Genomic DNA, 11,689 nt, shown 5'->3' with positions numbered 1-11,689 from the left:
TGTCCAGAAAAACCAAAAACACAACAAAAATTCAGTGACTGAAAACAGCCCGTTCTTTTTTCTAAGGGAAAACAAACTTTTCGGGGCAATGGAAGCCTGGGCATTAAAGACAAGACTTATCCGAAGAGACATAAAAAATAGTTTAACTTTTTAGAAAAACACGAAAAACTACGATCCACCGTTAAAAAAAAAAAAGGGACGCTAACAGGGGCGGCGGTGGCGGCAGCGACCAGAAAGAGAGAGAGAGAGAAAAAGAAAGAGAGTGAGTGAGTGAGTGAGTGAGTGAGTGAGCGAGAGTATGCCCTCACCCACTCACTCGCTCACTCACTCGCTCAATCACTCACTCACTCGCTCACTCACTCACTCGCTCATTCACTCACTCACTCGCTCACTCACTCACTAACTCACTCATTCGCTCACTCACTCAATCACTCTCGCTCACTCACTCTCTCACCCACTCACTCACTAACTCACTCAGTCTCTGTCAGTGTCTTAGTGTGAGAGTGAGTAAGTGAGTGAGTGCGTACGTGAGCGAGTGAATGAGGGAGAGAAAACCATAAATTTTATGGTTGAATATATTACATTTGAAGATAAAACACTGTTTGAACATGTTCCGTCAGCATTTCCAGGGGTATCATTTCCAAATTCACAACCAATTCCAGCGTTATTACATATAGTATTTCCATTTATTGTAAACTTTTTGCAAGACTGCAACCATATACCTTGTGCTCCGTTATTGCTTATTGTATTATTATTAAATGTCCATCTTTCATTACCTCTATCGTCACCAATTACACCAGAACCAGCTAAAAATATGCCTTGTTGATAATTGTAATTCATACAACAATTTGATACAATAACGTCAAAACTATGTCTTGCGAAAATAGACTCTTTGTTCGTACCTAATGTACAATTTGCTATTATTATGTTTTGATTGTAATTATCAAACGAAAATCCAGCTCCATTTGTATGACCATAAGCATGACATTCTGTAATTTTTAAGTTGTTACAACCATAAAATGTATAAGCATCAAAATAATTAGCAGTTGATGAACAATTTGAAATAACACAGTTATATACAGCATTTACTAATGTAAGACCAGCAGAACGGCAATAATCAAAATTGCATTCAGAAATATATAATTGTGTTACCCTCATTGCAGAAATACCACTATTTGGAACAGTTGCATTTACGCTAGAAAACTCAGTTGTTTGATTTGTTTTATTTCCATTTATTGAAAACCCTTTTATTGTGATATTAGAATATGAAGTTCTCGGATTAGTCTCCCCGACCCATATACAAGGTTGATTGGTATTATTTAAAAGATACAAAGTAGCCCCATTTGAGCCATCCAATACAATACTGCTTCTTTTAACAAGGATATAACTGTCCAAGTTGTATTGTCCGGGCTTAAAGTAAATATATGAATAATTTGTATTTGCAATTACAGTGTTTATTGCTGTAACTGACATTGAAGGGTCAACCATGTAAGTTGAAGCGGTTTTAACTGAGTTAAATGTTGGGTCACTTGTTGTTGCAACGGATATAGATCCGCTACCATTAGCAATTAATATGTTCGATCCTTGAGTTAATGTAGCAGCGTTGTAACCCGCGTTAGAACTTCCTATCAATATTTGACCATCAGAAAGCTTTTGACTTACAACCTGCTCTGTTGATACCGTTAAAATTCCTTTTTGAGATCCTTGTAAATATAATTCTGTTGTAGTAATGCTTTTCGCATTCAGATAATCAATGTTATCCAAGGAAAGCAAATTTGTTAATGTACTGTAACCAATTGACATTTTTATCTATCCAAAGGTATATATAAATGTTGAAAAAGATTAATGATATTAATGTTGAGTTACCTCCCTTAGAAAAAAAAGACACACGACCAGTAAAAGGAAGCGATCTCTTTCCAGAAGTGTATAGTAATATATATTTATGTAGTCGTAAAAAATCTGGCAAAACCTCAGTTATATTCACCATACTAAAAAAATGCATCACACGTGAAACGAAGATTCTAGCATTTGTATCAACTTTACATAGAGATAAAAATTGGATTTCAATTCAAAATTATTTGAAAAACCACGGTGTTATGTTCGAAGGCTATACTTCTATATGGGATGAAAATGGAACCAACATACTTGATGAATGGGTTGCTTCAGAGCAGCTAGACGAAAATGAAAACGAACCTGAAAGTAAGGGTAAGGATTTACTTTTGCTACAAGAACCTGAAACGACAGAAAAAAAAAGTAAGTTCTTAGGACCCGAATGGATAGTCATTATCGATGATAATTCAAATGAGTTGAGAAGTGTATCAACGTTACTGAAGAAGAATAGGCATTTAAAATGTAAAGTCATCATATCATCCCAATATTTCAACGACCTGACGCCACAGAGTCGGAAACAGCTTGATTATATCATTTTGTTTAAAGGTCATTCAATCAAAAAACTACAAGAAATCCACAGAGACGCCGATTTGAGCATAGATTTTAATGACTTTGTAAAAGCATATGAATTGACAACTGAAGAAAAGTTCTGCTTTTTATATGTTGATTGCATAAACGGTTTATTACGAAAAAACTTTAACACATCCATTGAGGGGTTTTGACCCCTCCTACCCCCGGGGGTAAACCCCAAACTCCCACTAAACGTCTTGGGAGGTCGAAGGAGGGTTTTAATCCTCCTTAATTAATTTATTAGCGAAAATAAAAAAAACACATATAATACAATGCCAAGAAAAAAAGTTAGTAAGAGTAAGAAACCTATTGTTGCTGCCGGACCAGTCATGTATGGTGATGGTTTTTGGGACGACGTATGGGGTGGAATTAAAAGTGTTGGATCGTTTGTTGGTGACAAAGTTCTACCAAAAGTTGTTGATATCGGTTTGCCTCTAGCTGTTAAAGCTTTAACTGGAGCAGGAAAACGCCGACGTATGAGAGGTAAGGGTATTCAAAAAAAGAAAATTATCAAAGCTTAGAAAGAAAGGGTAAACCCTTCCAAACCCAGGGCTTCGCCCATACACGATTATATCGTTCGTTTTTTTTGTAAATTCTCACTAAAAGTTGGGGGTTTACCCCCAGGGGTAGGAGGGGATTTTACCCCTCAAATTCCAATGTTAGGCAAAGTTGACCGGTTGGTCCTGCGAATGCAGCATTTGCTGGTGTTACAGAAAAGCTAATACTACCAGGAAGGCTGTATAGATTTATTATAGTTTCAGGATGTGAAACAACTCCATCTATACCAATATAAAATGCTCCGATAACCTCACTTGTTAAACTGCTACTGATGAGATATATTCCCGAATCAGCACCAGCAATATTGCAATATATGATTTGTTTGATGGTGACTTTTTTCGCGTTGAATGTAATTCCTAACTGGGCCATATTGACTGACCAGGTATTTGACCCATCTAAACTTTGATTAATGACAACTGTTTTTCTAGACATCTTTTTTATATACTAATGGGTTTATATTTCCTACAAAAAATAAAAAGAATCCAACTTTTAGTTGTGGTGAAGCCACAGGGTTGAAGGGTTTCCCTTCTAGTAAACAACGCCATTAGCGCCAATTGTGATTTCTCGAACAAATGTTGCAAAACAATAATGAGTAACTGCAGCAGCTGCGTTTGCTTGTAGTTGCCACTGCCTGTTAACATTCATATCCAAACCATCATCGAAATTATCTGCCAAAGCATTATCAACAGGTTCATAGAATTGATCGACATGGAACCATGAATAACTATAAACTTCTTTGTTCAAAACTGCGCTATCCGCACAGAAGCGTTGATTTTCAAGCCAGTCTGAGTTACCAATAGATCCTAACGCACTTACGGCAGTTGTTATAGGTTGATCTTGAAGTTGCCTATTATCGATGTAAGTATTATATGTTGTAATTTTAGCTCCGTTATAGTTACTACAATCCATGGCCGTGTTTGCTTGCTCTGTTGGAGACCAAACTGTCCAAATCATTCGTTTGAGTTTCTTTCCGTATTGAGAAGTCAATGGAATAGTGACGTTAGTCGCTCCAGCAGCCCCAGCTGAGTTCCTAAAAGCGGTTGTATATGGGATGTTCATTCTGAGACCAGAAGTTAGAACCTTATTCATAACAGAGTCCACAATGAGTTGATTCTGTTCTACTGCAAGATACAAATAGATTTGTTGAACTGTAACAGCAGCTGCAACAGGTGCAGGAGTGCTTGCAGGATTCGTAGCTGAGGCTGATATAAAAGTGAATTGATTAGCAGGGCCGAGTGTAAAACGTGCATACATTTCTTGTGGGAAAAACAAATCTTTATCGAGTGCGAATACCGTGTCAACAACCCCACTAAGAGGAAATTGACGATAGAAACTGGCAGCTGCATTCGATCCACTAGGGTCGTCGAGAAGCTTGGGTGCTATAAAACTGGGGCAAGAGGCAAGTGGAGCCGCAAGAATCGGTGGATAATTGGCTGTATTCGCGGAGTTGCAAGGTTTGAGTTGAGATGTTGAGTCGTTTGCGAGGAAGTCTTGAAGTTTAGTCCGGAATTTTCTAGCGACTTTAGTATAACGATTTACAAAGTTAAGATTGCAAAGATCTAGACCTCCAGCTGTTCCGAAATACGCGTTCGTTGCAATCTCTAGGCAGTCACCATTAATCCAACTAAAGTTTCCTGCACCACCTGCTGGAATATCAACTTCGTATTGCAAAAATGATCTTGACAAGTTATAAACAGATGTTGGAAGTTTGAATTCAAGGACTTGACTTGATGTTGCGGTAATTGTTGTTGAGTTTCCTGTTAAGTTATTCAATGGGACTCTCAAGAACCTATATTTTGGATTAGCCGAATTTTGGGCTGGTGTGTAATTTATTTGGCTTGGTATCGACATTTATATCTAGAGGGTTATTTTTATCTATTTTTAAAAAAAATAAAATAAAGGGATTTCCCTTTTATATACAAAAAAAATGCTCAATAGCAGAATTTATTATATTAACTCTTTAAAGGCCTTAACAGGTTCCGCGAGTCATTTCACATATAAAATATTTATTCCGCCAGATTCCAAGTTTGATCGTGTTTGTTTAATGCAAGCTAATATACCAGTATCATATTATGTGGTCCCAAATGGCCATAACAAGCTAACACTTGTGGAAATGTCTGACATCATAAGTGTTTCCATACCACCTGGCAATTACAATGCTTTGACGTTTGCAACGGTTCTTTCTCGTGCGATGACAACGGCCAGTCTTCACTCATGGGTATATCAAATATCATTTCCGAATGGTTACGTTCAAGCAAACACAGGAAAATTCACAATTACCGTAACTGGTAATGGGAACCTCCCTCCAGGAAATGCAAACCAGCCATCTCTTATTTTTGACACAAACAGCGTGTACGAACAGATGGGTTTTACACAAGGAACGTTTGCATTCACGAGCAACTCCTTGGAATCTCCAAATGTAATATGCATGGTCCCTGAGACAAACATTCTTATTCATTCTGATATCTGTGATAACGGCTCTGACGACGTTTTGGAAACGGTTTACTATAACAATAATCAGCCATTGAGTAATGCAACATTTCAATGTAATGATGTTCTTAATTGGTCTAAAAAATTGAGAACAAATCAAAGCAACACGTATACGTTCAGCATTACAGATGAACACAATTTCGAACTTAATCTAAACGGAAGAAATGTATTGTTTTCGATTATTCTCTTTAGGGGGGCTTACCTCCCCCCTATGACCCCCCAAAACTCCCACTAAATGTCTTGGGAGGTCGTAGGAGGGTTTATCCTCCTATATTATTTATTTTTTGTATAATTTGTATAATTTGTATAAATATACCATGAGTGAAAGTGATAGCGATAGTGATGTTGGAAGTGAATTTGAAGAAGTTGAAGAACCTGAAAGCCCTAATGAAGTCCCACAAGACGTCCCACTAAAAGTTGGGCGAAGCCCCAGGGTAGAAGGGAAAATCCCTTCAAAGAAACGACCAAGTAAAATTGATCCTGCAACTGGTGATAAACGGAAGGAAACAAGTAAGATTAATCTTGCTAAAGCAAGACAAGCTAGAATTGATAAACTTAAGCTTCAAAAAGAATTAGGCAAGCCTATTACCACGGGGGAACCCCCGAAACCCCAGGGGTGGGAACCCCAGAGTGAAACCTCCTCCGAAGAAGAAATTGTAATTGCTAGAAAACCCAAAAAGAAAAAAGTGATGTCAGCTACTACCGAAAGACTACTTAAGTTGGAGCTGGCCTTCCAGCAAATGGCTTTAAGAGCTAGGGAAAAAAAAGAAAGAAAAACTGTAGGCAAGCCTATCACCGAGGCAACGCCAGCGCAAGAACCTACAAAAGAACCTACATCGGAGGTTTCCTCCGCTCCTCCAGGCTTCGCACCATCGAGAGAGGTAGTAGGCTTGCCTACAAATATATTTGGTGATTTTGAAAAAAATAAAATGAATAAGAAGTTGCTGGACCTATAGAAGGGGTAAACCCCTACGACCCCAGGGCTTCCGCCCATTAAGGGGTTTTTATCCCTTTTTTTTTAAAGTACAATATATACACCAAAAGATGAATAATAAGGATGCAAAAAATGGTAAGGATGCAAAGGATTCGGGTCGTAGGGGAACCCTACTGCGAAAACTTACAAAAGATGAAGCTAAATCTTTAATTTTTATGAAAGGTAATAAACGTTATGTAATGCTGGATAGACCTATTAAAGTAAAAGATGATGGTATCTCAAACAATGAACTCATTAAGTGGATAATAAAACACTTGATACTAAAGAAAGTAAAAAAGGGCAACCTTACCAAAAAAAGCCCTTCAACTCCTACAAAGAAGTCTGGGGAGCGGGGTAATAACCCCGTTGTAGTTACACTTGCAGCTGGAGTTGGAAACCTCGCGTTAAAAGATTTAACTGCTGCACGGGAAGAATTAAGAAATATTAATCAGCAAATACAAAACGCAAGAGCAGCTCTACCAGCAGCGAGTGCGCCAGCAATTCCAGCAGCGAGTTCGAGTGCATTTCCACGTTTGCCAGCATCGAGTGCCCCATCACAAATACCTAGGTTAGTTGGAGCAAGTCCAAAAGTCCCACAAAAAAGAAATGATAATGTTGCTCCTGGAGCAAGTGGGACTTCTAATGTTTCAGCAGCCGCAGCAGCAAGTCCCAAAAAAGTGAACATCCATCACAAAGGAAAAACAGTAGCTGTGACAAAAGATGTAGCTGCAATGGGGGCGGAAATGAAGTTAGAAAACGTAAATAAAGAAATTGAAGATGCTTCTCAACAAAGATACAATAACATAATTTCTGCGCAAAAAGCTACAGGAAAATTTGATGAGCTATTGAAAAAAGTTAAGGCAGCAGGAAAACATTATTCTACAAAACCGACAAAAGATGATTTGATTGCTGATGCGCAAGAAGTAGGTTTGGTGCTTACTTTGGGACAAATAAAAGAAGAGGAAACACAAAGAAGAAAAAATGAAATACAGCATCTACAACAAGTTATACAAGATGCTCATTTGCAGCCTACGGTCCAATCTACGGTTCAAGATGAGCTATCAACAAGTGGTTTGGTCGATTCCGCGTTAGATAATATTGATCAAACTTTGGAATTGCTTGGGGATCAACAAGGAAATGGGTCGCTTTCCATGAATGGTAAGGAGGGATTGTCTGAAACTGATATAAATCAAATTATGAAAGCCCATCGCTATTTCTTGGGAACGATTGCAAGCGATGAAGTTAAAGATTTGAAGATACCTCGAACTAAACCATTTGGATTTGTAATGAATACAGACAAAAGAGGAAGTCACGGTACTCATTGGATAGCAATTTACGGATGTGGGAATCCAAAAAAAGGTTCTCCTAGTCTTGAATATTATGATTCATTTGCAAATGAACCAAGTGAACAGTTCATGGAAGATGCAAAGTGGATTGGACAACACATGAAATCCCCTTCATTAATTAAGTTCAAACAAAATCGAATCATTGACCAAAGCGCTGATACAACCAACTGTGGATATTTTGCAACCAATTTTCTTATTAACAGATTTAATGGCTTCCCATTTAGAGAAATAACGCTCTATGACAACCATTTGAAAAGCGAGAAAAATATCGAAAAATGGAAGAATAAATTGAACATTGAACCGTTTCAGCACTTGCAAGGCGCAGGAATAATTGACACTTTGAGAACTGTATTTACAGGTGTTAGAACGGATTGGCCGCCTTCAGTCAGACGTTGGCGTGATCAACACGGAACGGAAAAAATAATCAACGTTACAATTGTTAGAGAACCAATTAATTCTGTAATTGATAAAGCCTTAAACATTATATCGTTCGGCGGCTGGGACAAAGCGAAAGCCAAATATTCATATGACGACTTGTTCCATTTATTCATGATATTGGATTTTAAGGGCAAAAGCCCTTATACCCAGCCTACGGCATCAGACGACGGAAACTCTGTAGATGGTGCGAAGCCTGGAGGAGCGGAGGAAACCTCCGTAGTAGACGATGCAAGACTAGAAAAAAATCAAACTGTTGAAATGCGAAAGAACAACCATAAAAAATATAATGATGTTTTGGAACTATCTGCAAACATTTCTTTGAATGAGTTTTTAAATAACGCAAAAAATGAATATGGATCTAAATTATTCAAATACGACGCTGCTACTAATAACTGCCAAGTGTTTATCTTTCAGATGTTAGATGCTAGCGGATTGTGGAATAAAGAATTGTCTAATTTCGTTATGCAGGATGCAGAACGTGTGCTAAAAGAACTCCATCCAGGAGTTAAAAAAATAATGGACACAATAACTGATGTAGCTGATAGAGGCGATGCACTCTTAAATGGAAGTGGGTAAACCCACTTCTACCCCAAGACATTAAGGAGGAGTTCTCTTGAAAAAGTTTGGGAGGTCGTAGGACTTAAGGGGTAAACCCCTTCTACCCCGAACAAAAAGGGTTTATCCTCCTATAGGTAACGTACCTCGTCTTTTCCAATCAGCTAACTTGGGTCTTGGAATTCCAACTTTCTTAGCAATAGCGCATATCGGCATACCAAGGTCGATCAAAAATTTAATTTCATTTTTTGTTTCTTCTGGTAATGCTTTAAATCCTCTTTGATTTGATGATGGTACATATTTACTTTTGTAGTATAAACTGAAACAAGCTTTACACATTGGTGACCATGAATCATTTGATAAGTAAAAGTTGTCAAATGATTTTTCTTCTTCGCATTTAGAACATATTTTGCTCATTTTAAAAGATATATAAAGATATATATTGATGAATAAAAATATTTCTTTAAAATAAATTTCAACTATTTGAAGGCATTTTTCTTGAGGATAAAACTTTTTGTTCGGGGTAAAAGGGTAAACTCTCCTAAAGGAAATCCTCATCATTTAGTGGCATTTATTTTAAAGAAATATTTTTATATTGACATAAGTATAAGAGTATGGTACGAGTGACAAAAGCATCGCTCAACAAAATATTTCGTGACCGATATGGTTTCGTATTCGATAGCAGTGTCACTTTGGCTGCTATGAAAAAAGAATTAACTAAATATGAACATATGGCAGCAAATGGCCCTTTATTAGCGGCAGGTGAATACAATGTTAGTGGTGATTTTAAGGCTATAACGACCAACAATGGATATTCATTTTTTAAGATAAATGACAAAAAAATGACATTCTCTGAGCCAACAGGACTGAATGACGCAAAGTTAAAAGCAATTGATGATTTCTTATATAAACAAAAACGGAATTACGTTCAAGTGGATGTCGCTGCTGCCCGAAATGCAAATATTCATTTTCTTAAGATTGAAAAAAGAGACCTGCGGCAAATTAAGAATAGAGACGCAAATGCTAAAGAATATGATTTGTTCAAAGATGTAAGTATGAATGAAGGTCAATGTGTAGTGGATGTCATCATGTATTTTATGCAAAAACACACAAACATGACTCGTGCTCAACTTGTTGAAGAACTTAAAAGTTGTGTTGATCGGGACGAAGATAGCGACATTACAGAATTACTTAATGTAATTAATAATGACAAAGGGTATAGCATAAATACAATGATGCGATGGGTTGCAACAAAAAGCGATATAACAGCTTATGTAATTGATCCGTTTGGAAACACAATTAGTTATCATGTCGCTAAGACAACCAGAGTCTTCATTGCATGTTTGATGAATAATGAACATCTGTATGTCTTGGGTGATAGTCAGAAAAAATATCTCAGTTCACAAAAGAAAATTCAAATGAATGAGTTGACATTTAAAGAAGGGTTTGAGGATGCTGATTTTTGCACCGTTCAAAATTGTTTGAACTCAACAAAAAAAGTTGTGTACGTTGATGTAAATTGTTTGAGTCATGTAATTAACGAGGTGATTCAGACAACTAATATGATTCCCTGCCCAATTCTCACGCATAATAATTTAGCAATTAAGTTCAGACACCCCAAAACCAACCAAGTATTTATAGCTTCTCAAGATTATGATATAAGAAAGTCTATATGTGATGATTTGTTTGCCCAGACAAAATACTCAGAATTCAAATGGAACAATCAAACATATGCCCAAATATTCGATTCCTTCCTGGCATATACAAATGGTAAAAAAATAATAGAATTTAAGTCATATTACTCAAAAGAATTCTATGATATTTTGCAAATTTACTTATTCGGGGGTTACAACGCTTGTATGATCAAAGGCACTGAATGGAAAAATGGAAAGCTTCCCCCTAATATGCGAACATTCGACCGTCGCGGTTGCTATACGTCATGTTTACTTAACAATCTGGATCCATATCCTGTTTTCTCAGTTCATGACCATGTGGAACGTCTGGATGCGGATGCTACCATTCCAATTGGTTGGGCGTATATATCAAAAGATGCAATGCTTGGTCACATGAAATTTGTTCTGGGTTGGTATCCGAGTTTCTTTGTGAAATATCTCATCGAAAATGGTTATGACCGAACGAATGTAACTTTGATTAACAAGAGTAGCTCGGTTTTACCTCCTAAATTCTTCAAGAAAGCGGTTAAAAACATACAATCTATAGCGGTCGGTACCGGTGGTGCAAAAAGAATAGTCAATTCCGGTGTTGGTGCTTGGGGTAAAAGAGTTAACAAGACTGGTCTTACCGCAGTTACGGATTCGGAGGATGTTGCTTTGGCCATGTTGAATGAGTATCCAGATTTGACCATAGACCAATATAGTGACTTGTTCCATTTGAATCGATCGAAAACGACACCAATCATGTCCGGTCATGTTCCTTTAAGAGCTCACATAGTTTGCATGGGACACATATTACTCCATAAGATGACACAGGAGATATGCGATGAAAACACTATTATTTTGGGATATAAGACTGACTCTATACAAGTTATCAATCCAAGAAAAGAATGGGTTCTAAAAGGATGTAAGCCGAAAAGCGAGTGTGCAATCGGTGAGATTCACGAAGAAGAGAATAAAAATTTATACGGACTTCATCCAGATGAGTTTGTTGGAATTCCATATGAGCACAAAAAGCGAGAATTCACTGTTGTCGAATCTGGTCTTAAATCATTCAAGGTGGACGCAGGAGCTGGATATGGTAAAAGCTTTTTGCTTCTAATGCTTTATGGGGAAGCCAAACTTTTAAATTTAAAAGTCGAAAAGTTAGCCTGGACAAAGAATGCAGCTAATAATATTGGTGGGCAAACCTTAGA

10 protein-coding genes are annotated in these 11,689 nt (G+C 37.3%); 6 read left to right on the top strand and 4 right to left on the bottom strand.

What is annotated here, in order from left to right; translation table 11 throughout:
• Positions 1–492 precede the first annotated feature (492 nt).
• Entirely contained in the window at positions 493–1,803 is a 1,311-nt protein-coding gene (locus EQU50_RS07650) for a right-handed parallel beta-helix repeat-containing protein (protein WP_130154536.1), read from the bottom strand.
• A 26-nt stretch (positions 1,804–1,829) separates the two neighbouring features.
• On the opposite strand from EQU50_RS07650, the gene EQU50_RS07645 reads away from it, so the two are divergent.
• Positions 1,830–2,612 carry a hypothetical protein gene (locus tag EQU50_RS07645; RefSeq protein WP_130154535.1) on the top strand — a complete coding sequence of 261 codons (783 nt, stop codon included), beginning with the start codon at positions 1,830–1,832 and terminating at the stop codon, positions 2,610–2,612.
• 120 nt (positions 2,613–2,732) lie between these two features.
• On the top strand, positions 2,733–2,981 hold the full coding sequence (locus tag EQU50_RS07640) for a hypothetical protein (RefSeq protein WP_130154534.1): 249 nt from the start codon (positions 2,733–2,735) through the stop codon (positions 2,979–2,981).
• A 118-nt stretch (positions 2,982–3,099) separates the two neighbouring features.
• Here the strand turns inward: EQU50_RS07640 and EQU50_RS07635 are convergent, their stop codons facing one another.
• Entirely contained in the window at positions 3,100–3,450 is a 351-nt protein-coding gene (locus EQU50_RS07635; protein ID WP_130154533.1) for a hypothetical protein, read from the bottom strand.
• 96 nt (positions 3,451–3,546) lie between these two features.
• On the bottom strand, positions 3,547–4,791 hold the full coding sequence (locus tag EQU50_RS07630) for a hypothetical protein (protein WP_130154532.1): 1,245 nt from the start codon (positions 4,789–4,791) through the stop codon (positions 3,547–3,549).
• A gap of 340 nt (positions 4,792–5,131) precedes the next feature.
• Here EQU50_RS07630 and EQU50_RS07625 point away from each other — a divergent pair, with 340 nt between their 5' ends.
• From EQU50_RS07625 to EQU50_RS07615, 3 genes are all read left to right on the top strand, one after another.
• Positions 5,132–5,743, top strand: coding sequence for a hypothetical protein (locus EQU50_RS07625; protein WP_130154531.1), 612 nt, complete (start codon positions 5,132–5,134; stop codon positions 5,741–5,743).
• Positions 5,744–5,825: 82 nt separating this feature from the next.
• Positions 5,826–6,464: a hypothetical protein gene (locus tag EQU50_RS07620; protein ID WP_130154530.1), complete on the top strand. Its 639-nt coding sequence runs from the start codon at positions 5,826–5,828 to the stop codon at positions 6,462–6,464.
• A gap of 88 nt (positions 6,465–6,552) precedes the next feature.
• Positions 6,553–8,841 (top strand): hypothetical protein, encoded by a 2,289-nt coding sequence (locus tag EQU50_RS07615; protein WP_130154529.1) that lies wholly within the window; start codon positions 6,553–6,555, stop codon positions 8,839–8,841.
• Between the two features lie 102 nt (positions 8,842–8,943).
• On the opposite strand, the gene EQU50_RS07610 is transcribed toward EQU50_RS07615, so the two are convergent.
• Positions 8,944–9,381, bottom strand: a complete 438-nt coding sequence (locus EQU50_RS07610) for a hypothetical protein (RefSeq protein ID WP_130154528.1) — start codon at positions 9,379–9,381, stop codon at positions 8,944–8,946.
• Positions 9,382–9,443: 62 nt separating this feature from the next.
• Here EQU50_RS07610 and EQU50_RS07605 point away from each other — a divergent pair.
• Positions 9,444–11,689 (top strand): DEAD/DEAH box helicase family protein (locus tag EQU50_RS07605; RefSeq protein WP_130154527.1); only part of this gene is annotated, 2,246 nt, incomplete at its 3' end.

The sequence above is a fragment of the Candidatus Finniella inopinata genome, from assembly GCF_004210305.1.
GTDB classification, from domain to species: Bacteria; Pseudomonadota; Alphaproteobacteria; order Paracaedibacterales; family CAIULA01; genus Finniella; species Finniella inopinata_A.
This window is presented reverse-complemented; position numbering and strand designations above follow the sequence as displayed.

Bases quoted from the DNA above. Each gene is read 5' to 3' on its own strand.
- EQU50_RS07650 (WP_130154536.1), bottom strand. From the start codon at position 1,803: ATGTCAATTGGTTACAGTACATTAACAAATTTGCTTTCCTTGGATAAC.
- EQU50_RS07645 (WP_130154535.1), top strand. From the start codon at position 1,830: ATGTTGAAAAAGATTAATGATATTAATGTTGAGTTACCTCCCTTAGAA.
- EQU50_RS07640 (WP_130154534.1), top strand. From the start codon at position 2,733: ATGCCAAGAAAAAAAGTTAGTAAGAGTAAGAAACCTATTGTTGCTGCC.
- EQU50_RS07635 (WP_130154533.1), bottom strand. From the start codon at position 3,450: ATGTCTAGAAAAACAGTTGTCATTAATCAAAGTTTAGATGGGTCAAAT.
- EQU50_RS07625 (WP_130154531.1), top strand. From the start codon at position 5,132: ATGTCTGACATCATAAGTGTTTCCATACCACCTGGCAATTACAATGCT.
- EQU50_RS07620 (WP_130154530.1), top strand. From the start codon at position 5,826: ATGAGTGAAAGTGATAGCGATAGTGATGTTGGAAGTGAATTTGAAGAA.
- EQU50_RS07615 (WP_130154529.1), top strand. From the start codon at position 6,553: ATGAATAATAAGGATGCAAAAAATGGTAAGGATGCAAAGGATTCGGGT.
- EQU50_RS07610 (WP_130154528.1), bottom strand. From the start codon at position 9,381: ATGATGAGGATTTCCTTTAGGAGAGTTTACCCTTTTACCCCGAACAAA.